General features: G+C 61.7%; 14 protein-coding genes and 6 pseudogenes. 18 read left to right on the forward strand and 2 right to left on the reverse strand.

What is annotated here, in order from left to right; translation table 11 throughout:
• Positions 1-63: 63 nt before the first annotated feature.
• Entirely contained in the window at positions 64-582 is a 519-nt protein-coding gene (locus JWR98_RS00005) for an SgcJ/EcaC family oxidoreductase (protein WP_078733379.1), read from the reverse strand.
• Positions 583-739: 157 nt separating this feature from the next.
• Between JWR98_RS00005 and JWR98_RS00010 the strand changes: the two genes are divergently transcribed.
• From JWR98_RS00010 to JWR98_RS00095, 18 genes and pseudogenes are all read left to right on the forward strand, one after another.
• On the forward strand, positions 740-1,906 hold the full coding sequence (locus JWR98_RS00010) for a sensor histidine kinase (RefSeq protein ID WP_205489079.1): 1,167 nt from the start codon (positions 740-742) through the stop codon (positions 1,904-1,906).
• Positions 1,903-2,555: pseudogene (locus JWR98_RS00015) on the forward strand (response regulator). The gene JWR98_RS00010 and the pseudogene JWR98_RS00015 overlap by 4 nt, the downstream one beginning before the upstream one ends.
• A pseudogene (locus JWR98_RS00020) lies at positions 2,552-4,866 on the forward strand (ATP-binding protein). Before JWR98_RS00015 ends, JWR98_RS00020 begins: the two co-directional pseudogenes overlap by 4 nt.
• On the forward strand, positions 4,863-5,351 hold the full coding sequence (locus JWR98_RS00025; protein WP_078733383.1) for a response regulator: 489 nt from the start codon (positions 4,863-4,865) through the stop codon (positions 5,349-5,351). The pseudogene JWR98_RS00020 and the gene JWR98_RS00025 overlap by 4 nt, the downstream one beginning before the upstream one ends.
• Before the next feature lie 36 nt (positions 5,352-5,387).
• On the forward strand, positions 5,388-5,918 hold the full coding sequence (locus tag JWR98_RS00030; RefSeq protein WP_078733384.1) for a sterol desaturase family protein: 531 nt from the start codon (positions 5,388-5,390) through the stop codon (positions 5,916-5,918).
• Positions 5,919-6,334: 416 nt separating this feature from the next.
• Positions 6,335-7,246, forward strand: a complete 912-nt coding sequence (locus JWR98_RS00035) for a methyl-accepting chemotaxis protein (protein WP_425273139.1) — start codon at positions 6,335-6,337, stop codon at positions 7,244-7,246.
• Positions 7,247-7,255: 9 nt separating this feature from the next.
• Entirely contained in the window at positions 7,256-7,624 is a 369-nt protein-coding gene (locus tag JWR98_RS00040; RefSeq protein WP_003174214.1) for a response regulator, read from the forward strand.
• Between the two features lie 22 nt (positions 7,625-7,646).
• A complete protein-coding gene (locus JWR98_RS00045; RefSeq protein WP_078733386.1) occupies positions 7,647-7,934 on the forward strand; it encodes an STAS domain-containing protein in 288 nt (95 codons plus the stop codon).
• Between the two features lie 41 nt (positions 7,935-7,975).
• A pseudogene (locus JWR98_RS00050) lies at positions 7,976-10,014 on the forward strand (chemotaxis protein CheA).
• Positions 10,015-10,043: 29 nt separating this feature from the next.
• Positions 10,044-11,701, forward strand: a pseudogene (locus JWR98_RS00055) (methyl-accepting chemotaxis protein).
• A 36-nt stretch (positions 11,702-11,737) separates the two neighbouring features.
• Positions 11,738-12,276 (forward strand): annotated as a pseudogene (locus JWR98_RS00060) (chemotaxis protein CheW).
• Between the two features lie 9 nt (positions 12,277-12,285).
• Positions 12,286-13,095: a CheR family methyltransferase gene (locus JWR98_RS00065; protein ID WP_205489081.1), complete on the forward strand. Its 810-nt coding sequence runs from the start codon at positions 12,286-12,288 to the stop codon at positions 13,093-13,095.
• A pseudogene (gene cheD / locus JWR98_RS00070) lies at positions 13,092-13,579 on the forward strand (chemoreceptor glutamine deamidase CheD). The gene JWR98_RS00065 and the pseudogene cheD overlap by 4 nt, the downstream one beginning before the upstream one ends.
• A gap of 4 nt (positions 13,580-13,583) precedes the next feature.
• Positions 13,584-14,666: a protein-glutamate methylesterase/protein-glutamine glutaminase gene (locus tag JWR98_RS00075; RefSeq protein WP_078733392.1), complete on the forward strand. Its 1,083-nt coding sequence runs from the start codon at positions 13,584-13,586 to the stop codon at positions 14,664-14,666.
• A 310-nt stretch (positions 14,667-14,976) separates the two neighbouring features.
• Positions 14,977-16,218, forward strand: a complete 1,242-nt coding sequence (gene mexE / locus JWR98_RS00080; RefSeq protein ID WP_078733419.1) for a multidrug efflux RND transporter periplasmic adaptor subunit MexE — start codon at positions 14,977-14,979, stop codon at positions 16,216-16,218.
• 15 nt (positions 16,219-16,233) lie between these two features.
• The gene (locus JWR98_RS00085) at positions 16,234-19,413 is read left to right on the forward strand and encodes an efflux RND transporter permease subunit (protein ID WP_078733393.1); all 3,180 of its coding nucleotides are present in this window, start codon (positions 16,234-16,236) and stop codon (positions 19,411-19,413) included.
• Complete coding sequence (locus tag JWR98_RS00090; protein ID WP_205489082.1) at positions 19,410-20,825, forward strand: efflux transporter outer membrane subunit; 1,416 nt, start codon at positions 19,410-19,412, stop codon at positions 20,823-20,825. The genes JWR98_RS00085 and JWR98_RS00090 overlap by 4 nt, the downstream gene beginning before the upstream one ends.
• A gap of 370 nt (positions 20,826-21,195) precedes the next feature.
• A complete protein-coding gene (locus JWR98_RS00095; RefSeq protein WP_205489083.1) occupies positions 21,196-22,380 on the forward strand; it encodes an MFS transporter in 1,185 nt (394 codons plus the stop codon).
• 85 nt (positions 22,381-22,465) lie between these two features.
• On the opposite strand, the gene JWR98_RS00100 is transcribed toward JWR98_RS00095, so the two are convergent.
• Complete coding sequence (locus JWR98_RS00100; protein ID WP_205489093.1) at positions 22,466-23,482, reverse strand: AraC family transcriptional regulator; 1,017 nt, start codon at positions 23,480-23,482, stop codon at positions 22,466-22,468.
• Positions 23,483-23,535 lie beyond the last annotated feature (53 nt).

Consider the following 23,535-nt stretch of genomic DNA (forward strand, 5'->3'; position numbering starts at 1 on the left):
GTGTTGTCCCTTAACTGACTAACATTACGGCTTGCCCCGCCGCTCGCCGCAGCAAGAACGCTCTTATTGCCGGGCATGCTTGACCTGCACCTCAGGCATCGCCGACGAGTGATGGTTGAGGATCTTCCACTGTCCACCCACCTGCTCATACACAAAGGTATAACGCGCCTGCACTTCATGCTTCTCGCCGTTCGCTTGGGTCAAGGTAAAGGTGTAGACCCCGCTGTCCATGGCCACGTTGCTGCCCAGCTGGCGGATTTCGCGGTAGTTGATCTGGCCCACCGGCTTGAGCGCCAGGAAGTGATCGAAGTAGTCCTTGATCTGGTCCGGCGTGGTGCGCACCTGGTTGGACACGGTAGGCTGCAACACCGCATCCGGCGCATACAGGTCGACCACCGCGTTCACGTTACCGGTCTGCAAGGCACTGTTCCAACGGTCGAATAAACCGGCGATCTCACGCTCTTTCACATTGGCCGGTGCCTGGGCCACCTCACGGTAGACATAGGGTGATGCCTGCTCGGCCTGAACCAACGGGGCGCTGAAGGCGAGAATCAGGGCGATCGAAGCGGCTTTGAATGTCATTGCAATACTCCAGGGGGTTGTCGTGGCGCCCACTTTGCCAACCTGCCCACCGCGCGCCATCGGCCAACCGGAGGCATTTGCCTATGCCATTTGGCAGATAGCGCTCAACCGCCCCGGCAAGGTCTAATAGCCGCCTCGCGCCCCTGAGCATCCCGTTATGCAGAACACACCCTTTGATCCCGGCAGCGCCTTGGCCATGCGCGCGCATTTCAGACAATCGGAAAGTCGCACGGCGCGCCTGCGTCTGTTGGTGGACACGGGCCAGGCATTGGCGCAGTTGGCCCCCGACGTCATGCGCGAGCGCGTGCTGACAAGGGCCTGCGGCTTCCTCGCAATGGACCACGGCGTGCTGCTGGAATGGGAGGCTGACGGCGACGCCCAGATCACCGCTCGCCATGGCAGCCCGGCGCGACCGGCCAACCTGGCCGCCCTCGCCGACCGCGACCTGCGCGCGCCACGCTGGCAGACGCAGCCGCACAGTGCTTTGCAGGTGCCGTTGTGCGGCAGTCACGGCGCGGCCTTTGGCATGCTGATCGTGGGCAATAGCGTCAGCCTGCAAGCGCCGGAACATGAGGACATCGAATCCCTGCAACTGCTCGCCACGCTGTTGGCCACACATGTGGAAAACCACCGCCTGCTGACCACGCTCAAGGCACGCGACCGCACGCTGTCCGACCTGGTCAACCGTTTGCTGCATGCGCAGGAAGATGAACGCAAACGGGTGGCCTACGACCTGCACGACGGCCTCGCACAGACCCTTGCCGGTCTGCACCAACGGCTGCAAGGCTTCGCCGGCCGCTGCCCGGACCTGCCGCAGGCATTGAGTGCGGATTTGCAAGCGATCCTCAGCCTGGCCCAGCACTCTGTCGGCGAGGGCCGACAACTGATCGCGGGCCTGCGTCCCACCGTGCTGGATGATTTCGGCGTGTTCAAGGCCCTCGATAAAGAGGCCGATCGCCTGCGTGACGCCGGGATCGATGTGGTGTGGCAGGCGCAGTGCGAAACGCGACTGCCCAGCCAGGTGGAAATCGCCCTGTTCAGGATCGGCCAGGAAGCCATCAATAATGTGCTCAAGCACGCACAGGCGAGCCAGGTGCGACTGGCGCTGGTGTTGCGCGACGCGACGGCCGTACTGCAGTTGGACGACAACGGCAGGGGTTTCATCTGCGAACAACCACGCGATGCCGCCCGGCACCTGGGGCTTGCCACCATGCATGAGCGCGCCAGCTTGTTGGGCGGCTTTTTCAGCTGCGTCAGTGCCGTCGACGGTGGCACGCAACTGCAGGCCCGCGTGCCGATACAGCCCCAGGGAGCCGCGCAATGAACCCGGTGTTGCGCCTGGTACTGGCGGACGATCACGAAGTCACCCGCACCGGTTTTGTCGCGTTGTTGGCCGGCCACCCACAGTTCGAGGTGATCGGCCAGGCCCGTGACGGGCAACACGCGGTAGAACTGTGCGAGCAACTGCTGCCGGATATCGTCATCCTCGACATCCGCATGCCGGTGCTCAATGGCCTGGGCGCCGCGCGCTTGCTGCAACAACGCTTGCCGGACCTGAAGGTGGTGATGTTCACCATGGACGACAGCCCCGACCATCTGGAAGCCGCGATGAATGCAGGTGCGGTGGGCTATCTGCTCAAGGATGCCAGCCGTGACGAGGTGATCCAGGCCTTGCAACAGGTGGCCGCCGGCGCGAAGCGCTCAATACGGCGGTCAGTGCGCGGCTGTTGCGGCGCATGAGCGAGCGCCAGGCCAGCGGCGCCGCGTCCGCCGAACACCTCACGCCGCGCGAGCGTCAGGTATTGGGCCTGGTCGCCAATGGCATGAGCAACCGTGCCATCGGTGAGCAGTTGGGGATTACCACCGGCACGGCCAAAGCCCATGTGGAACGGGTGATCGGCAAGCTCGGCGCGGCCGACCGCACACAAGCCGCCGTGCGTGGCATTGCGCTGGGCCTGGTGGCGCAACCATGAAGCGGCGCTGGGCCGACTTGCCATTGCGGGGCAAGGCCTTGGTGGTGATTTCGCTGCCGCTGGTGGTGCTGTTGTTGTCGCTGGTGCTGATCTACATCACCGAACGTCAGACCGCCCGCGCCGAAGAGGACGTGCGCCGGGTGCTGCGGGTGCAGGGCGATATCCAGGCCGTGCACACCCTGCTCGCCGAGGCGGCGGCCAGTGTGCGCGGTTACTTGCTGACCCGGCGCGAGGACTTCCTGCCCAGCTATTTGAACGCCAGGCCGCAGATCGAGGCGGCGCTGCATCGGCTCGACCGCAACGTGCGCGACCCACGGGTGCGCGAGCAACTCAGTGCGATCAAGCCGTTGATCGATGGCAAGGTCGATGGGCTGGAGGAGATGCTCAAGGACCGCGACGCCACGGCGGAATCGATTGGCGCCATTCTGATCAGCAACAAGCACATTCTCGATGCGCTGCGCCAACACATCAGCAGCATGCTGACCCTGGAGGAATCACTGCTGGCCGAGCGCAGCGCCGCAGCGTCCGAGACCCGTCAACGGCTGTTGTTGTCGACCTGGCTGGCGGCGATCTGCGGGCTGTTCGGCGCGATTGTCGCGGTGCTGTTCCTGTCCAAGGGCATTGTGGCGCGGGTGCAGAACGTGCAACGCAATGCGCAACGCCTGGCGCTGGGTCAGCCGTTGCTGGCGCAACCGCCGGAGCAGGATGAGATCGGCCAGTTGGGCACGCGCCTGGTGGAAGCCGGCGTGCTGCTGGCTGAACGCGAACGCGCCTTGCGCGACAACGAAGAACGCTTGCGGCTGATCATCGACGGGGTCAAGGACTACGGGATCTTCGCCCTTGACACCGCAGGCCACGTCACCAGCTGGAACAACGGCGCCGAACGCATCAAGGGCTACACCGAGCAGGAAATCATCGGCCGGCATTTCTCGCTGTTCTACCTGCCCGAGGAATGCCCGCAACACCCCGAGATGGCCCTGCGCGAGGCGACCCGCAACGGCGACTACACCGAAGAAGGCTGGCGCTGCCGCAAGGATGGCACGCGTTTCTGGGCCAGTGTGGTGATTACCGCGCAGTACGACGGCACCGGCGCGTTGCGCGGCTTTTCCAAGATCACCCGCGACATCACCGACCGCCGCGCCGCCGAAATAGCCCTGCGCACCGCCCGCGAGGAAGCCGAGCGCGCCAGCCGCGCCAAAAGCGAGTTTCTATCGCGCATGAGCCACGAGCTGCGCACCCCGCTCAATTCGATCCTGGGTTTTGCGCAGCTGCTGGACATGGACGCGGCCAAGACGCAAAGGCGCATGTCGGGCATATCCTGCGCGCCGGCCAGCACCTGCTGACGCTGATCAACGAAGTGTTGGACATCGCCAAGATCGAAGCGGGAAGCCTGGCGCTGAACATCGCCCCGCTGCCGTTGGCGCAGGTGCTGCAAGAGGCACTGACGCTGGTATCCCCCATGGCGGCCGACGCGGGTATTGAGTTGCTGCCGCTGCCCACCCTGGCGACCGACATCGGCATCGTCGCCGACCGCCAGCGCCTGACCCAGGTGCTGCTGAACCTGCTGTCCAATGCGATCAAATACAACCGGCGCGACGGGCAAGTGAGCATCGAGGTGACTGTCGACGCGCAGCGCATCGGCGTGTCGGTGTGCGATTGCGGCAAGGGCATCGCGGCCGATCACTTGGGGCAGCTGTTCACCCCCTTCGAGCGTCTGGGCGCCGATCCGAATGTGGAAGGCAGCGGCCTGGGCCTGGCGCTGAGCAAAAGCCTGCTGGAGAACATGGACGGCCAGTTGCACGTACACAGCCAGGCCGGCATCGGCTCGCGTTTCACCCTGGAACTGCCGTGGGTACGCCTGCCGGCCCCGCAAAACCTTGGATTAGCGCTCATCGACAGTGAATTCAAGCGCCCTGCCCCGTTGACTGTCGCGTTTCAGGGCAAGGTGCTGTGTATCGAGGACAACCTCTCCAGCCTCGCGCTGATCGAAACCCTGCTGCAACGTCGGCCGGGGATAAAGCTGCTGTCGAGCATGCAAGGCCAACTGGGCCTGGACCTGGCCGCGCAGCATGGGCCGCAGTTGATTCTGCTGGATGTTTCCCTGCCGGACATCGACGGCTTGAGAGTGCTGCAACGCCTGCGTCAGTCACCGGTCACCCACGCCACCCCGGTGCTGATGATCACCGCCGACGCCAGCGACCGGACCCGCCTGGCCTTGCAGGACGCAGGCGCCACGGCGGTGTTGAACAAACCCATCAACGTGCCTGCGTTTCTCGCCCACCTCGACCAGTACTTCCCGGAGCCCGCGTGAACACCGACCTGCGTATTCTGATCATCGACGACCAACGCCCTAACCTCGAACTGGTGGAGCAACTGCTGGCGCGCGAAGGGCTGACCAACGTGCTGAGCAGCACCCAGCCGCTGCTCACCCTGGAACTGTTCAACAGCTTCGAGCCGGACCTGGTGATCCTCGACCTGCACATGCCCGAGTTCGACGGTTTTGCGGTGCTGGAGCAACTCAACCGGCGCATCCCCCACGACGAATACCTGCCGATCCTGGTGCTCACCGCCGACGCCACCCGCGACACGCGCCTACGTGCCCTGGCGCTGGGTGCCAGGGACTTCATCAGCAAGCCACTGGACGCGCTGGAAACCATGTTGCGGGTATGGAACCTGCTGGAAACCCGCGCGCTCTACACAACCTTGCGCAGGTTGGTACCGGCGCAGCGGATCGAGTTGTTGCAACGGCGTGAATCAACGGGCAATCTCCACGCCGCCGGGGACACTCCGGCCTAGCTCCCCCATCGATCGCACCTCAAGGATGGCCCGCACATGGCGGCTTCGAACAAATGGCTGATGTCGTCAGTCGCGTATTACCTGGATTTCTTCACCATCCCCTTGTTCATCGGCTTTGCGCTGTGGCTGGCGCCCCTGGATCCATGGCAACTGCTCGCCGGTCTGCTGGCCTGGACGCTGGTGGAGTATTCGGCGCACCGCTTCCTGTTCCACTCGCTGTACCGCCGCGAACACTGGACCCACCACATTGATGTACTGGCCTACATCGGGGTGTCGAGCTGGAAAACCAGCACCACCTTTGCCGCGCTGTTGCTGTTTGCCTGGTACACCGGCCTGACCTCGGCGTTCATCGGCGCGGTGACCGGCTACTTCTATTACATCTCGGTGCATTACGTGATGCACCGCCCCGCGCATTGGGCGTACCGCTATATTCCGGGGCTGGTTGCCAACCACGACCTGCATCACCGCCAAGGCATCGAGAAAAACTTCGGCGTGTCCTCGCCGCTGTGGGACCACGTGTTTCGCACCTTCATTCGCACCCCGGCAAGGGTTGATACCCCGCGGTGAAGGTAACGTACCCGTCATAAACCAGACGGAAGGCACATAGGGAGGGCTAAAGTTGCGGCGAACAGTGCGGATAACTTCTATGTTGTTTATATCCGCAATACTGTTCAAGGACCGAACTCATGACCCCGAGTCAATCCAGCCGTACTGCCCTCCCCGGTCATCCGCGTATTCTTTGGTTCGCTTTACTCCCAGTCATCCCCGCCGCCGTCTGGATACTCCTGCAGTCCGCGTCCCCGGCCAACCTGGCGGCCTGCGCGGTGCTGGCGCTGATCGGCCTCGGTGCCTGCGTCTGGAGCGCACGGGTGCAGCGCGAGGCGGTGCGCCGCGCCTTTGCGCTGGAAGTCCCTGGCGCCACGCAGGCCCTACAACAGAGTGCGGACTCACGGGCACAACTCGACGAAGTCTTGCTCGGCGCCATGCCGATCTGGGCCAAACAGGTGGAAAGCTCGCGCCAGCAGACCGAAGACGCCATTGTCAGCCTGGCTAATCGTTTCACCGGTATTTCCGCGCGATTGCAAGACACCGTGCACGCCTCACAGCAAGCCGCCGGCGAGCTCGATGGGCAGGCCGCCGACGGCGCCCTCAAGGTGCTGGCGCGCAGCGACAGCGAGCTGAGCCAAGTCATCGACTCCCTCAAGGCCGCTCAATCGAGCCGCGACCAGACCCTGTCCCAAGTACGCAGCCTGACTGCCTATACCGGTGAGTTGCGCAGCATGGCCGCCGATGTGGCGGCGATCGCGGCACAAACCAATCTGCTGGCCCTCAACGCGGCGATCGAGGCGGCACGCGCCGGTGAAGCCGGGCGTGGTTTTGCAGTGGTGGCCGATGCGGTGCGCAGCCTGTCGAGCAAGTCCAGCGAGACCGGCCAGCAGATGTCGGCCAAGGTCGACATCATCAATAACGCCATCAACCAACTGGTGCAGGCGGCCTCCAGCAGCGCCGACCAGGACAGCCACTCGGTGGCCGCGTCCGAGCAGAGTATCCAGCAGGTGCTTGAGCGCTTTCAGACCATCACCGGTCACCTGGCCGACTCCGCCGACCTGCTCAAGCAGGAAAGCTACGGGATTCGCGACGAGATGACCGAGGTGCTGGTCAACCTGCAATTCCAGGACCGGGTCAGCCAGATCCTCAGTCATGTGCGCGACAACATGCACGCCCTGCATGAGCACCTGCTGCAGGCCAGCCAGGCGCCGGACCAGCCGGTGGCCGTGGATGCCCGGCAGTGGCTGGCGCGTATGGAGGCCACCTATGCCACCGACGAGCAGCGGCGTACGCACCATGGCACCGCGGCCGCGCAACAGCGTTCAGAAGACATCACCTTTTTCTAGGAGCACAGCATGGCGAAGAATGTATTAGTGGTCGACGACTCGAGCAGTGTGCGGCAGGTGGTCGGCATCGCCTTGAAAAGCGCCGGCTACGACGTAATCGAGGCGTGCGACGGCAAGGATGCCCTGGGCAAGCTCAACGGGCAGAAGGTGCACCTGATCATCAGCGACGTGAACATGCCCAACATGGACGGCATCACCTTCGTCAAGGAGGTCAAGAAGCTGGCCAGCTACAAGTTCACCCCGATCATCATGCTGACCACCGAATCGCAGGAATCGAAAAAAGCCGAAGGCCAGGCCGCTGGCGCCAAAGCCTGGGTGGTCAAGCCGTTCCAGCCGGCGCAGATGCTGGCGGCGGTGTCCAAATTGATCCTGCCCTGACCGCTAACGACCCGGAGGCCCCATGCCCATCATCAGCGAAACAGTCGAAGGCATCGCCCGCGTGGGCATCGAGGGCGAACTGACGATCTACACCGTGGCCGAACTCGCCGCCGAGCTGCTGCCCCAACTCGGCACTGCGCCGCGCCTGGAGCTTGATCTGTCGCAGGTCACGGAAATCGACGGCGCCGGCCTGCAATTATTGGCGGTGATCCACCGCGAGGCCACAGCCGGCGGTACGCCGGTAAGTCTTGTCGGACAAAGTCAGGCGGTGACCCAAACGTTGCAATTATGTGGCGGCACTGTCTTTTAGCGCGCCATACCCCGATCAACGAGCGACAAAGGAATGTCCAGGTGAGTATTAATCTCGATCAGGCACAGCAGACCTTCATCGCCGAAGCACGCGAGCTGTTGCAGGTCATGGAGCAATCCCTGCTGCAACTGGAGAGCGAGCCAGGTGATGAGGATGCCATCGGCGCGGTGTTTCGCGCCGCACATACCATCAAGGGCTCGGCCGGGCTCTTCGGCCTGGCGCCGATCGTGGGGTTCACGCATATCGTCGAAGACGTGCTCGACCGCCTGCGCGACGGCAGTGTGACGGTGGATGCGGAGCTGATCGCGGTGCTGCTCAAGTGCGGCGACCACATCCTCGATCTGATCGAGGCGGTCGACCACCACGGTGGCGCGCTGCAACCTGCGACGCTGGCGCGCGGCGAGGTGTTGCGCGAGGCGCTGAGCGCCTATCAACCGCTGCAGACCGCCAGCGCCGCCATCGAAACCTTTGGCGCGGATGACGCGCCCCAGGCCGAAGTGCTCTGGCACATTTCCCTGCGCTTCGGCGTGGACGTGTTCCGCAATGGCATGGACCCGTTGTCCTTCCTGCGCTACCTCGACACGCTGGGCCAGCTGCTGCAAGTCACCACCCTGACCGACAGCCTTCCACCCGTGGACGCCTGGGACCCGGAAAGCTGCTACCTGGGTTTCGAGATCGACCTGCGTTCGAATGCCAGCCACACCACCCTCAATGAAGTCTTCGATTTCGTACGCGATGATTGCCAAGTGCACATTCGTGCCCTCGATGAAACGAGCGACAGCAGCGCCGCCACCGGTACCGAATTGGTCACCCAGGCCGCGCCAGGCCCCATGGAGACGGCGCAACAGCGGGTGGCGACCACCAGCGAAACCAAGCCCCGGGACGGCAGCTACGTGCGGGTCAATGCCGACAAGCTCGACGAATTGATCAACCTGGTCGGCGAGCTGGTCATCGCCAGCGCCGGCGCCAGCCTGCTGGCCCGCTCCTGCAACAACGACCCGTTGCAGGAAGCCACGTCCACCGTGTCGGGGCTGGTGGAAGAGATCCTCGACGGCGCCCTGCACCTGCGAATGATCCCCATCGGCGATACGTTCAATCGCTTCCGCCGCGTGGTGCGCGATGTCAGCCAGGAACTGGGCAAGGACATCGACCTGATCATCAGCGGCGCGGAAACCGAGCTGGACAAAACCGTGGTGGAGAAAATCGGCGACCCGCTGATGCACCTGTTGCGCAACGCCATGGACCACGGCATCGAAAACGCCGACGCCGGCGCGCGGCGGGCAAGCCGGCCAAGGGCTACCTGAGCCTGAACGCCTATCACGACTCAGGCAGCATCGTGATCGAAATCGCCGACGACGGTGCCGGGCTCAACCGCGAACGTATCCTGGAAAAAGCCCAGGAACGCGGGCTGATCGCCAGCGGTGCGGTGCTCACCGACCAGGAGATCTACAACCTGATTTTCGAAGCCGGCTTCTCCACGGCCGAGGCGGTGACCAACCTTTCCGGGCGCGGTGTCGGCATGGACGTGGTCAAGCGCAATATCACCCTGTTGCGCGGCACCGTCGACCTCGACAGCCGCCCAGGCCAGGGCACCGTGGTGCGCATTCGCCTGCCGCTGACCCTGGCGATCATCAATGGCTTCCTGGTGGGCATCGACCAATCCACCTACGTGATTCCGCTGGACATGGTTCAGGAGTGCATCGAGCTGGACGAACGCCAGCGCCAATCCAGCCGCGACCAGGGCTACCTGGACCTGCGCGGCGAGGTGTTGCCGCTGGTGGACCTGCGCGAGCACTTCAACCACGAAGGCCCGGCGGCCCGCCGTCAGAACGTGGTGGTGGTGCGCTATGCCGAACACAAGGCCGGGCTGGTGGTGGATGACCTGCTCGGCGAGTTCCAGACCGTGATCAAACCCTTGGGCAAGCTGTTCGGCGCGCTGCGCGGCATCAGCGGCTCGACCATTCTGGGCAGCGGTGCGGTGGCCTTGATTCTGGATGTGCCGGCGCTGCTCAACCAAATCGTACAACAAGAAGCGCGCACGCCTCAGGTGCCACCGTCGGCCTCGGTCGTCGTGCGCTGAAGCATTTGTCATTCCATGGAGGTTTCCCGATGAAATGGTTCTACGATCTCAAGATTTCCACCAAGTTGATCAGCTCATTCCTGGTGGTCCTGGCGCTCACAGCGGGCATGGGCGCGTTCGCCATCCTCCAGCTCGGCGCCGTCAACCATGCGGCGCAGGAGATCCGGGGCAACTGGATGCCGTCGATGCGCGCGGCGGCAGGCATGCGTTTTTTTGCCGCCAACTACCGACTGAAAGAAAACCGCAACATCAGCACCGAAATCGCCGAGGAAAAAGCCCAGGCCGAGCGCGAAGCCGTGGAAGCGCGCCAGCAGTTCGAAACCCGGCTGGGCACCTACGAACAACTGTTGTCGAACGACGAGGACCGTCAGCTGCTGGTCAGCGTGAAGAGCGCCTGGAGCGCTTACCTGGGAGCCAGCCAGCAATTGCTGGAGCTGTCCCGGCAGAACCAGGAAGCCCAGGCCCGCGCCCTGCTGCGCGGCGAGTCCAAGGTGCACTTCGACGAGCTGACCAACCGCTTGCAGAAAATGGTCGAACTCAACGACGCCGGCGCCACGGTAGCCGGTGACAGGGGCTCGGCGCTGTATGAAGAATCACGCCTGTTGATCATTGTGGTACTGGGCGCGGCGCTGCTGATCGGCCTGGGGCTGGCGCTGTTCATCGCGCGGATCATTTCCCGCCCACTGCGACTGGCGGCAAGCGCCGCCGAGCAATTGGCCGAGGGCAATCTCAATACCCCTATCGCGCCAGGCTCGAAGGATGAAACTGGCATGGTGCTCAACGCCATGCGCAACATGGTCGGCAAACTGGCGCACATCATCGGCGAAGTGCGCAACGCCGCCGACAACCTGGCCAGCGCCTCGGAGCAAGTCAGCGCCACCGCGCAGTCGATGAGCCAGGCCACCAGCGAACAGGCCGCCAGCGTCGAGGAAACCAGCGCGTCGGTGGAGCAGATGAGCGCCAGCATCAACCAGAACACCGAAAACGCCAAGGTCACCGACGGCATGGCCAGCAAGGCCGCCAAGGAAGCCACCGACGGCGGCGAGTCGGTGCAGCAGACGGTGGTGGCGATGAAGAAAATCGCCCAGCGCATCAGCATCATCGACGACATCGCCTACCAGACCAACCTGCTGGCGCTCAACGCCGCGATCGAGGCTGCACGGGCCGGCGAACACGGCAAAGGCTTTGCCGTAGTCGCGCCGAAGTGCGCAAACTGGCGGAGCGCAGCCAGGTGGCCGCCCAGGAAATCGGCGAGTTGTCGTCCAGCAGCGTGGACATGGCCGAGAAAGCCGGCAAGTTGCTCGACGAGATGGTGCCCTCGATCAACAAAACCTCCGACCTGGTGCAGGAAATCAGCGCCGCGTCCGAGGAACAGGCAGCCGGTGTCGCGCAGATCAATACGGCCATGACCCAGCTCAACCAGGTCACCCAGCAGAACGCCTCCAGCAGCGAGGAACTGGCCGCCACCGCCGAAGAAATGAGCAGTCAGGCCGAGCAGCTGCAACAAGCCATGAGTTTCTTTGTGCTTGACGCCACCCCCAGGGCCGCGGTGCAAAGCAGCCACGTAGACAGTCAGGGCAGCAAGCCCAGCCGTCAGCCACCGCGCCCGGCACCGCAGGCTCCGCGCCAGGCCTTTGCCTACAACATGGCCAGCGCCCCGGACGAATCGGAATTCACCCGTTTCTGATGCCAGGCATCGACACGGGCTTATAGGGAGAATGACATGGGTGCAGTGATGACTACCCGGCAGGCCGCGGTTACGGCCGATGAGGATGCCCAATACCTGACCTTCATGCTCGGCGGCGAGATGTTCGCCATCGGCATTCTGGGCATCAAGGAAATCATCGAGTACGGCAGCCTGACGGTGGTGCCGATGATGCCCGCGTTCGTGCGCGGCGTGATCAACCTGCGCGGCGCCGTGGTGCCGGTGGTGGACCTGTCGGCGCGGTTTGGCCGGGCGAACTCGGCGATTACCCGACGCTCCTGTGTGATTATCATCGAAGCGAGCACCGAAGATGGCCAGCCCCAGGACATCGGACTGCTGGTGGACACGGTATCTGCCGTGCAAGAGATCCCGGCGGCGCAGATCGAGCCGCGCCCAGCTTCGGCGCGCGGATTCGCGCCGACTTCATCGGTGGCATGGCCAAGGTCGAAGGCAAGTTCGTGATTGTGCTGGAGGTGGACAAAGTGCTGTCTATCGATGAGATGTCCAGCCTGGCCGAAAGCGCCCAGGTCCCGGCGCTCGACCTCGACCCGCGTTGAGGTGTGATCATGGCAGACACCTCTTCGCTCAATGACCGTGAGTTCGGTCAGTTCCAATCCTGGTTGCACCGGGCGGCAGGCATCAACCTGTCGCCGGCCAAGAAAGCCCTGGTGGCCGGGCGGCTGTTCAAGCGTCTCAAGCACTATGACCTGCAGAGCTATGGAGACTACTTCAAGTTGATCATGAGCGATCAGCGCAAGGGTGAGCTGCAAGTCGCGCTGGACCTGCTGACCACCAACGAGACCTATTTTTTCCGCGAGCCCAAGCACTTCGACTTTCTACGTCAGCAGGTGCTGCCCAAGGCCGCGCCGGGCAAAGTGTTTCGCGTGTGGAGCGCGGCCAGCTCTTCGGGCGAAGAATCCTACAGCCTGGCGATGACCCTGGCCGAGGCCCTGGGCACCACGCCCTGGGAAGTGGTCGGCTCGGACATCAGCACCCAGGTGCTGGCCAAGGCGCGCACCGGGCATTATTCGATGGAGCGCATCGGCACCCTGCCCCAGCCGCTGTTGACCAAATACTGCCTCAAGGGCATCGGCCGTCAGGAAGGCACCTTCCTGATCGACAAGAGCCTGCGCAACCGTGTCAGCTTCGTGCAGGTCAACCTGAACGAACCACTGCCGGGCCTGGGCGAATTCGATGTGATTTTCCTGCGCAACGTCATGATCTATTTCGACCAGCAGACCAAGAGCCAGGTGGTCGCTCGCCTGTTGCCGCTGCTCAAAACCGGCGGCCATTTCATCATCAGTCACTCCGAAAGCCTCAATGGGGTGAACGACACCCTGAAGCTGGTGGCACCGTCGATTTACCGCAAGCCATGAAAAAGCCCCTCGGTGCGGCCGAAGTGGTGTTGGCGCCAGGCCAGGTCAGTTTTATGACGCGGCCGACGCGCCTGCGCACCCTGCTCGGCTCCTGCGTGGCGTTCACCTTCTGGCACCCACAACGCTGATCGGCGGTATGTGCCATTTCATGCTGCCGGCACGTTTGCGCCATGATCAGCCGCTGGATGGCAAATACGGTGACGAAGCGCTGGAGCTGCTGCTTCAGCACGCGCGCGCCCATGGCACACAGGCGCAGGATTATCAGGTGAAGGTGTTCGGCGGCGGCGAGATGTTCCCTGCACAGCAATACTTGCCAGCGCGCAATGTGGCCAGCCTGAATATCCGCGCGGCGCTGGCCCTGGCCGAGCATCATCACTTGCACCTGACGGCCCAGGACATGGGCAGTACCGGCTATCGCACCATCGTGTTCGACCTGTGGAGCGGCAACGTCTGGGTCCGGCACCAACCAATGGGAAAACGTTAAAACCATGCCTTCCAAAAAAATCAGTGTATTGCTGGTCGATGACTCGGCCGTGGTACGCCAGGTGTTGCTGGCGATCTTCAACGACACGCCGGACATTCACGTCATGGGGGCGGCCTCCGACCCGATCTTCGCCATGGACAAACTGGCGCGGGAATGGCCGGATGTGATCGTGCTGGATGTGGAAATGCCGCGCATGGACGGCATCACCTTTCTGCGCAAAATCATGAGCGAGCGCCCGACGCCAGTGGTGATCTGCTCCTCCCTGACTCAGAAAGGCGCGGAGACGTCCCTGCAGGCGCTGTCGGCCGGCGCGGTGGAAATCATCACCAAACCCACCACCGGCTTGAAAAACTTCCTGATCGAGTCGGCTCCGGAGCTGGTCGCGGCGATCCGCGCGGCTGCCAATTCCAATGTCAAGAACCTGGGCAAGCGCAGCGCACGACCGACCCCGGCCCCTGTACCGGCGGGCAAGCTCAGTGCCGATGCGATCCTGCCCGCCGCCAACGGCCAGGCCATGGCCCAGACCACCGAACGCATCGTCGCCATCGGCACCTCAACCGGCGGCACTCAGGCGCTGGAGGCCGTGCTGACGGCGCTGCCGAGGGTGTGCCCGGGCATGGTGATCGTGCAGCACATGCCGGAGAAATTCACCGCATCATTTGCCGAACGGCTCAACAGTGTGTGCCAGATCGAAGTGCGCGAAGCGCGCAACAATGACCGCATACTCCCAGGCCTTGCGCTGATCGCCCCAGGCGGCAAGCACCTGATGGTCACCCGCAGCGGCGCCTTCTATCACGCGCAAGTCATCGACGGGCCGCTGGTCAACCGGCATCGCCCCTCCGTCGACGTGCTGTTTCGCTCGGTGGCCAAGTTTGCCGGCAAGAACGCCACCGGCATCATCATGACCGGCATGGGCGACGACGGCGCCCGTGGCCTCAAGGAAATGCTCGATGCCGGTGCCGCCACGGTGGCCCAGGACGAGGCCAGTTGCGTGGTGTTCGGCATGCCCAAGGAAGCCATCAAGCTCAATGCCGCACAGCGCATCATGGCGTTGCAGGATATTCACCAGGCGATTTTGCATAAGTGATAACACCTGTGGCGAGGGAGCTTGCTCCCGTGACGTCCTGACAGCCGACACGTATCTGGCTGATTGCCCACATTTAGGTCGCGGCGCGTCAGTTAGATAGCCGTTCTCCCGAGGCGACCCGCCAGGCCTGACCACTTCATCAAGTATTATCACGCCTATTGATAGCTCCCTAACGAAACCCCCAGGCTAGAGGGCTGATCGCGCGCTTATATCATTCCGAATGATAGTTACCTTTGCTTCATTCGATTCGTGACATACCGCGTCCCCGCGCATGATCCGCCCATCTCAAATACATTGGCGGATGCACCTCATGGAACAGTCATTCAAACCTTTGCGCTTCCCCCTGGCGATCCTGGCCGTGGTGGTGATGAGCGCGTGCGGCAAGACCCCGGAACAAGCGGCCGCCATGCCGGCGGCCAAAGTCAGCGTGGCCAAGGTGCTGGAACAACCGGTCAACGAGTGGGACGAATTCACCGGCCGTCTTGAAGCGCCGGAAACCGTACAGATTCGTCCACGGGTCTCTGGCCAGATTGACCAAGTCGCTTTCACCGAAGGCGCTTTGGTCAAGAAAGGCGACCTGCTGTTCCAGATCGACCCGCGTCCGTTCCAGGCTGAAGTGCGCCGCCTTGAAGCCCAGCTCGCTCAAACCAAAGCCGCCGCCACCCGCAGCGACAACGAAGCCCAGCGTGGCGAACGCCTGCGCCAGAGCAATGCGATCTCCGCCGAACTGGCCGACTCGCGCACCACCGCCGCCCAGGAAGCCCGCGCCGCCGTCGCCGGGATCCAGGCGCAGTTGGACCTGGCCAAGCTGAACCTGAGCTTCACGCGCGTGACCGCGCCGATCAGCGGCCGCGTCAGCCGTGCCGAAATCACCGCCGGCAACCTGGTGACCGCCGACACCACCGCGCTGACCAGCGTGGTCTCCACCGACAAGGTCTACGCCTACTTCGACGCCGATGAGCGCGTGTTCCTCAAATACACCGAACTGGCTCGCCAGGGCCGTCGTGGCGCCACCACCCCGGTGTACCTGGGTCTGTCGAACGAAACCGGTAACCCGCACCTGGGCCAGATGAACTTCGTCGACAACCAGGTCAACCCGGCCACCGGCACCATCCGTGGTCGTGCGGTGTTCGATAACAGCAAGGGCGAATACACCCCTGGCCTGTATGCGCGCCTGAAGCTGGTGGGCAGCGGCACCTACTCCGCCGTGCTGATCAACGACGAAGCCGTGGGCACCGACCTGGGCAAGAAGTTCGTGCTGGTGATGGAAGGCGACAAGCCGGCCTATCGCTCGGTGGAACTGGGGCCGAAGATCGAAGGTTTGCGCATCGTGCGCAGCGGCCTGAACAAGGACGACACCATTATCGTCAAGGGCCTGCAGCGCGTGCGCCCGGGCTCGCCGGTCGCACCGGAAACCATTCCGATGGCCAGCAAGGAAACCCTCGCCGCCTTGGCCCAACAACGACAAGCGCTTGAAGCCAGCAACCTGGAACAAGTGGCGCCGGAAAAACCCGCGCCCAAACTGGCCAGTGTCGCGACTCCACGCGGTTAAGGGATACGACTCAAGATGAATTTTTCCAAGTTCTTCATTTCGCGGCCGATCTTCGCAGCGGTGCTCTCGCTGTTGATCCTGATCGCCGGCGCGATCTCGCTGTTCCAATTGCCGATCAGCGAATACCCGGAAGTAGTGCCGCCGACCGTGGTGGTACGCGCCAACTTCCCGGGCGCCAACCCCAAGGTCATCGGTGAAACCGTGGCGGCCCCGCTTGAACAGGCCATCACCGGCGTCGAGAACATGCTGTACATGTCCTCACAGTCGACCGCCGACGGCAAGCTGACCCTGACCATCACCTTCGCCCTGGGCACCGATCTGGACAACGCCCAGGTGCAGGTGCAAAACCGTGTGACGCGTACGCAGCCAAAACTGCCGGAGGAAGTGACGCGCATCGGTATCACTGTGGACAAGGCCTCTCCCGACCTGACCATGGTGGTGCACTTGACCTCCCCGGATCAGCGTTACGACATGCTCTACCTGTCCAACTACGCCTTGCTCAACATCAAGGATGAGTTGGCGCGCCTGGGCGGCGTGGGTGATGTGCAGCTGTTCGGCATGGGCGACTACTCCCTGCGCGTCTGGCTGGACCCGAACAAGACGGCTTCACGCAACCTGACGGCCACCGATGTGGTGACAGCCATCCGTGAGCAGAACCGTCAAGTGGCCGCGGGTGCCCTCGGTGCGCCGCCTGCGCCGAATGCCACCGCGTTCCAGTTGTCGGTGAACACCCAGGGCCGTCTGGTCACTGAGGAAGAGTTCGAGAACATCATCATTCGTTCCGGCGATAACGGTGAAATCACGCGTCTCAAAGACATCGCACGGGTCGAGCTGGGTTCCAGCCAATATGCCCTGCGTTCGTTGCTCAACAACCAGCCGGCAGTGGCGATCCCGATCTTCCAACGTCCGGGTTCCAACGCCATCGAAATTTCCAACGAAGTGCGCAGCAAGATGGCGGAGCTGAAAAAGAGCTTCCCGCAAGGCATGGACTTCAGCATCGTCTATGACCCGACCATCTTCGTGCGTGGCTCTATCGAAGCGGTGGTGCATACGCTGTTCGAAGCGCTGATCCTCGTGGTGCTGGTGGTGATCCTGTTCCTGCAGACCTGGCGCGCCTCGATCATCCCATTGGTGGCGGTGCCGGTATCGTTGATCGGTACGTTTGCGGTGATGCACCTGTTCGGCTTCTCGCTCAACGCGTTGTCGTTGTTCGGGCTGGTATTGGCCATCGGTATCGTGGTGGACGATGCCATCGTTGTGGTGGAGAACGTCGAGCGCAACATCGAGCTGGGCCTGGAACCGTTCCCGGCGACTGAAAAAGCCATGAGCGAAGTGACCGGCCCAATCATCGCCACCGCGCTGGTGCTGTGCGCGGTGTTCATTCCAGCGGCGTTTATCAGCGGCTTGACCGGCCAGTTCTACAAGCAGTTCGCCTTGACCATTGCGATCTCCACGGTGATCTCGGCGTTCAACTCGCTGACCTTGTCCCCTGCCCTGGCCGCCGTGTTGCTGCGCAGCCATGACGCGCCGAAGGATCGCTTCTCCAAGGTGCTCGACAAGATTTTCGGCGGCTGGTTGTTCCGTCCGTTCAACCGCTTCTTCGAGAAGGCCAGCCACGGTTACGTCGGCACCGTACGCCGAGTGATTCGCGGCAGCGGCATCGCCCTGTTCCTGTACGCCGGCCTGATGGTGCTGACCTGGTTCGGCTTTGCCCATACCCCGACCGGTTTCGTACCGGCCCAGGACAAGCAATACCTGGTGGCCTTCGCCCAACTGCCCGACGCCGCGAGCCTGGACCGTACCGAAGACGTGATCAAGCGCATGTCCGAAATCGCCTTGAAGCAACCGGGCGTGGACAGTGCGGTGGCCTTCCCTGGCCTGTCGATCAACGGTTTCACCAACAGCCCGAACAGCGGCATCGTGTTCGTGACCTTGAAACCGTTCGACGAGCGTAAAGACCCGAGCATGTCGGCCGGTGCGATTGCCGGCGCCTTGAACGGCCAGTACAGCAACATCCAGGAAGCCTACATGGCGATCTTCCCACCGCCGCCGGTACAGGGCCTGGGCACCATCGGCGGGTTCCGCCTGCAGATCGAGGACCGTGGCAACCTGGGTTACGACGAGCTGTACAAAGAAACCCAGAACATCATTGCCAAGAGCCATAACGTGCCGGAATTGTTCGGCCTGTTCACCAGCTACACGGTCAACGTGCCCCAGGTCGATGCCGCCATCGACCGGGAAAAGGCCAAGACCCACGGCGTGGCGATCAGCGACATCTTCGACACCCTGCAGATCTACCTGGGTTCGCTGTATGCCAACGACTTCAACCGCTTTGGCCGCACCTACCAGGTCAACGTGCAGGCAGAACAGCAGTTCCGCCTGGATGAAGACCAGATCGGCCAGCTGAAAGTGCGCAACAACAAGGGCGAGATGATCCCGTTGGCGACCTTTATCAAGGTCAGCGACACCTCGGGACCGGACCGTGTGATGCACTACAACGGCTTTATCACCGCTGAAATCAACGGCAACGCCGCACCGGGCTACAGCTCCGGCCAGGCCCAGGCCGCGATCGAAAAACTGTTGAAGGATGAACTGCCCAACGGCATGACCTACGAGTGGACCGACCTGACCTATCAGCAAATCCTCTCGGGTAATACCGCGCTGTTCGTGTTCCCGCTCTGCGTGCTGCTGGCGTTCCTGGTACTGGCCGCCCAATACGAAAGCTGGAGCCTGCCACTGGCGGTGATCCTGATCGTGCCGATGACGCTGCTGTCGGCGATCACCGGGGTGATCATCTCCGGCGGCGACAACAACATCTTCACCCAGATCGGCCTGATCGTACTGGTGGGCCTGGCCTGCAAGAACGCGATCCTGATCGTCGAGTTCGCCAAGGACAAACAGCAGGAAGGCCTCGATCCGCTCGCCGCGGTACTGGAAGCCTGCCGCCTGCGTCTGCGGCCAATCCTGATGACCTCGTTCGCGTTCATCATGGGCGTGGTACCCCTGGTGTTCTCCAGCGGTGCCGGTGCCGAGATGCGCCATGCCATGGGTGTGGCGGTGTTCTCCGGGATGATCGGTGTGACCTTCTTCGGTCTGTTGCTGACGCCAGTGTTCTACGTACTGATCCGTCGCTATGTGGAGCGCCAGGAAGCGCGCAAAGCGGCCAAGGCCTTGAAGCTGGAGACACAGCAATGAGTGTGAAAGTCTTTTTGCCGAGCTTGCTGGTACTGGCGTTGAGCGCCTGTGCCGTGGGCCCGGACTACAAAACGCAGACCCCGGAAGCGGCGAACATCACTGCCGCCGCCGACGCCAAGCAGTATGACCATGCCAAGTTCGAAGGCATCTGGTGGCAACAGTTCGACGACCCGACGCTGAACCAGTTGGTCACTCAGTCGCTGCAAGGCAACCGTGATCTGCGCGTCGCCTTTGCCCGCCTGCGGGCGGCACGGGCGATCCGCGATGACGCCAGCAATGACGCCATGCCGACCATCACCAGCCGCGTCAGCAGTGACCAGGGCAAGGGCCAGGTCCCGGGGCAAACCTCTCGCCGCGTCAAGACCGAGCGCTACGACCTCGGCCTGGACATGGCTTGGGAGCTGGACCTGTTCGGCCGCATCCAGCGCAACCTGGAAGCCACCGACGCCGACCAGCAAGCCGCCGAGGCTGACTTGTACCAGCTGCAAGTCACGATGATTGCCGAACTGGTGGACGCCTACGGGCAACTGCGCGGCGCGCAACTGCGTGAACGCATCGCCCTGGACAACCTGAAGAACCAGCAGGAGTCGCGCACCATCACCGTCAGCCTGCGCGATGCCGGGGTGGGCGACCAGCTCGACGTGGAACGCGCCGACGCACGCCTGGCGGCGGTAGAAGCCAGCGTGCCGCAACTGCAAGCCGAACAGGTGCGCGAGCGCAACCGCATCGCCACCCTCCTCGGCCAGCGCCCCGACAAGCTGAGCGTGGACCTGAGCCCCAAAGACCTGCCGGCGATTGCCAAGGCCTTGCCGATCGGCGATCCAGGACAACTGCTGCAACGGCGCCCGGACATCCTCAGCGCCGAACGCAAACTGGCCGCCGCCACCGCGCGTATCGGCGTGGCCAAGGCCGACCTGTTCCCACGGGTCAGCCTCAGCGGCTTCCTCGGCTTTACCGCCGGGCGTGGTTCGCAGATTGGTTCGTCGGCGGCCAACGCATGGGCCCTGGGCCCGAGCATCACCTGGGCCGCGTTTGACCTGGGCAGTGTGCGCGCGCGTCTGCGCGGCGCGGATGCCGAAGCTGATGGCGCACTGGCCACCTACGAGCAACAAGTGCTGCTGGCGCTGGAAGAATCGGAAAATGCCTTCAGTGATTACGGTAAACGCCAACAGCGCCTGGTCTCGTTGATCCGTCAGAGTGAGTCCAGCCGCGCCGCCGCCGACCTCGCCGCGATCCGCTACCGCGAAGGCACCGTGGACTTCCTGGTCCTGCTCGACGCCCAGCGCGAACGCCTGGCCGCCGAAGACACCCAGGCCCAGGCCGAAGTGGACCTGTATCGCGGGATTGTGGCGATCTACAAGGCGCTGGGCGGCGGATGGCAGCCGGATACGGTCGTCGCGACGGCCAAGTAACGTAAAGAGCTCCTTTGGTTGGTCGCATCCAGCCAATTTTTAGCCCCGTGATCGATTCGGTCATGGGGCTTTTTTTTGTTTGAAATATCCTAAAAAATTGAAAGTAATCTCTGTAAGTTAAACAAGAAGTCCTTTGTAAGTAATTTCCTAATACTGCGCTACGCCTGAAGATCAGGTTTGAAGGGCTTTTTTATTGCGATAGGCGTTTGTTCCATCACGGACGCACCGGTATGTAAAATCACACCGCGTACATTTGCGCATCACCGGCAATATAATCTTTAATCACGTAAACAGGCATACAAAAAAAACAAGGAGATTGAAAATCTCAAAACACAAGACGGAAAACTTATACTATTGCCTATCGATATTCATGAACCTGGATGTTCAGCGGAGCTTATTCGCACTTTACCTGCTGCAACTTGGCATCACACAAGGTGAAATAGGCCTGCTTCAATCTTTTTTATTCTTCTCTTCAGTTGCGCTGGAAATCCCATCTGGTTTACTTGCAGATCGACATGGCCGTAAAGTTTCTCTTGCAGTGGGTTTTTTAGGATTGTTTTTAAGTGGTATTGGCTTTTTGCTGTTTTCTTCTTTTATTCCGTTTGCAATTATATTTTGTCTGTTCGGCGCCAGTATTGCCATGGGCTCCGGCTCAGACCGAGCGTTACTGTATGACAACCTACTCGCTGAAAATCGTACTGCCGAGTACCCTAAAATACTATCGCGCGCCCGTGCTATTGGCGCGGTGTCATTAGGCTTATCCATACTGCTTGGTGGCGTATTACAAGATACCTGGTCTTGGAACAGTGTTTATATTTTTTTTGCGGCCTCAAAGCTTATTGGAGCGCTTGTAGTAACATTCATTCCTGAAATCAAGCTACCGTCGTTTTCGTTGAACGCCCATAAAAATAGCGACATGGACAAGGGAAAAACAGAAGGAGTTTCCACTTCACTGATTAAGTTTTTCGGTTCAAAAAAAGGTGCCTTTCTTATACCTTTGTTTATTGGGTATGCGTTATTTGAGCTTTCGACGATACCTCTCTTTATCTATGGCCAGCCTTTTTTCTCCATGCAGGGCTTGGAGATACCTATAATCGCAGGCATTTATGCCGCCATTGAAGCCGTATCGGCATTAATGTTCATGGCCGCCGATTTTATTTGCTCTAGACTTCCTATTGGCATCATTGCCTTCACTACAACCGGCATTGTCACTTTCCTTCTTTTCATTTTATCATTAAATATCGGAATCATTACTTCAATTGCCGCCGTCCTTCTGATTATGTCGCTGCCTGCTATATATGAGACGTCATATGAAACCTATATTCACGATAACGTTGAGTCACGTATTCGAGCCTCTTGCCTCTCTGTTGCAAATCTGGTCAACTCGGTAATCATCGGTATTTCCTACACTGTTTTCGGGGGGCTAGTAGATATATATGGTTTCTCATTAACTTTGCTTATAGTTGCAGCCATCTGTTTTGCTGGTTTGTTTGGTGTCAGTACAACGTTGCTGTTAGGTGAACAAAAAGCCCAGTCAGAAAAACAGGAAGCTTGAGATGCTCGATTCATTTGCAACCTAGCATCACTCTTATAGGCATCCGACTGAATACTTGACTGAGCTTTATCCGTGCCCTTACGTCCTACGTAGCATCATTAAGAATCAAACTCCGATAATGCCCCGGATTCGACCCGCTCCACTTGCGAAACGCTTTATAAAACGAACTGGTATCAGCAAACCCCAATCGTTCGGCTATCTCGGCAAAACTGATCTGCGGCTCTGCCAGCCACACGATAGCCAACTCCTTGCGCACGCTGTCCTTCAACCCCTGATAGGTCTGCCCTTCTTCCGCCAGGCGGCGGCGCAGAGTGGAGGCGGAGATGCAGTGAACCGCCGCCAGGCCATCGGTTTCCGGCCAGGTGTCGGGGGGCATCTGCCGCAGGTCGTGTTTGATGCGTGCCGCCAGGCTGTCGGGGTCGCGGTATTTGACCAGGATATTGGCCGGCGCATGGGCCAGGAATCGCTGGAGTTCCTGCGCAGTGCGTTTGATCGGCAGGTCGAGGCAGTCGGCGGAGAAGATCATGCGGGTGCGGGGTCGATCGAAACGCAGGTTGTCTGAAAACATTACCCGATAATCATCACAGAAATCCGGCGGCGGGCAGCGCAGTTCGATGGCCAGGATCGGGATGCGCCGCCCGGCCAACCAGCAGGCGACGCCGTGCACGATCATCCAGTAGGTGAAATAGGTAAAGGCGCGATTGGGCTCGGCATCGGGTTCCAGCAACACAATTTCCGCCAGGCTCTGTTGGCGCACCAGTTGCGCCGGCAGGCGCTCCAGCATCAGCGAGAGGAAGTCCAAGCCAGTTTCCACGCCGGCCGCCAGGCTCGGTTGCGCGATGGCCGCCCGGCAGAGAAACGCCAGGCTGCCGGACTTGAGCCTGCGCGGGTCCATGCCGAAAAACTCATCATCGCAACGCCGCGCCAGCAAGCGCCACAGGCTTGCATAGGCAGCCGCCGGCACGCGGGCGGCAGGCTGTTGCAGCAACGCCGGGTCGATCCCGACCTTGCTCAGGGCCTCGGCGGTGGCCGCCCCCGGCACGCAGCTCTGCAACAAGGCTTCGCGCACCAGGTGGATGGAGATAGTGTCTTTTTCCGACATGGGCAGTGAGGCAATCCGCTCGTGCATAAGGTGGCGTGCATCATAAGGGCGGT

Source organism: Pseudomonas lactucae, from assembly GCF_016937615.1.
GTDB lineage: Bacteria > Pseudomonadota > Gammaproteobacteria > Pseudomonadales > Pseudomonadaceae > Aquipseudomonas > Aquipseudomonas lactucae.

Bases quoted from the DNA above. Each gene is read 5' to 3' on its own strand.
- JWR98_RS00095 (WP_205489083.1), top strand. From the start codon at position 21,196: ATGAACCTGGATGTTCAGCGGAGCTTATTCGCACTTTACCTGCTGCAA.
- JWR98_RS00040 (WP_003174214.1), top strand. From the start codon at position 7,256: ATGGCGAAGAATGTATTAGTGGTCGACGACTCGAGCAGTGTGCGGCAG.
- JWR98_RS00065 (WP_205489081.1), top strand. From the start codon at position 12,286: ATGGCAGACACCTCTTCGCTCAATGACCGTGAGTTCGGTCAGTTCCAA.
- JWR98_RS00030 (WP_078733384.1), top strand. From the start codon at position 5,388: ATGGCGGCTTCGAACAAATGGCTGATGTCGTCAGTCGCGTATTACCTG.
- JWR98_RS00005 (WP_078733379.1), bottom strand. From the start codon at position 582: ATGACATTCAAAGCCGCTTCGATCGCCCTGATTCTCGCCTTCAGCGCC.
- JWR98_RS00090 (WP_205489082.1), top strand. From the start codon at position 19,410: ATGAGTGTGAAAGTCTTTTTGCCGAGCTTGCTGGTACTGGCGTTGAGC.
- JWR98_RS00045 (WP_078733386.1), top strand. From the start codon at position 7,647: ATGCCCATCATCAGCGAAACAGTCGAAGGCATCGCCCGCGTGGGCATC.
- JWR98_RS00085 (WP_078733393.1), top strand. From the start codon at position 16,234: ATGAATTTTTCCAAGTTCTTCATTTCGCGGCCGATCTTCGCAGCGGTG.
- JWR98_RS00100 (WP_205489093.1), bottom strand. From the start codon at position 23,482: ATGTCGGAAAAAGACACTATCTCCATCCACCTGGTGCGCGAAGCCTTG.
- JWR98_RS00010 (WP_205489079.1), top strand. From the start codon at position 740: ATGCAGAACACACCCTTTGATCCCGGCAGCGCCTTGGCCATGCGCGCG.
- mexE (WP_078733419.1), top strand. From the start codon at position 14,977: ATGGAACAGTCATTCAAACCTTTGCGCTTCCCCCTGGCGATCCTGGCC.
- JWR98_RS00035 (WP_425273139.1), top strand. From the start codon at position 6,335: ATGCCGATCTGGGCCAAACAGGTGGAAAGCTCGCGCCAGCAGACCGAA.
- JWR98_RS00075 (WP_078733392.1), top strand. From the start codon at position 13,584: ATGCCTTCCAAAAAAATCAGTGTATTGCTGGTCGATGACTCGGCCGTG.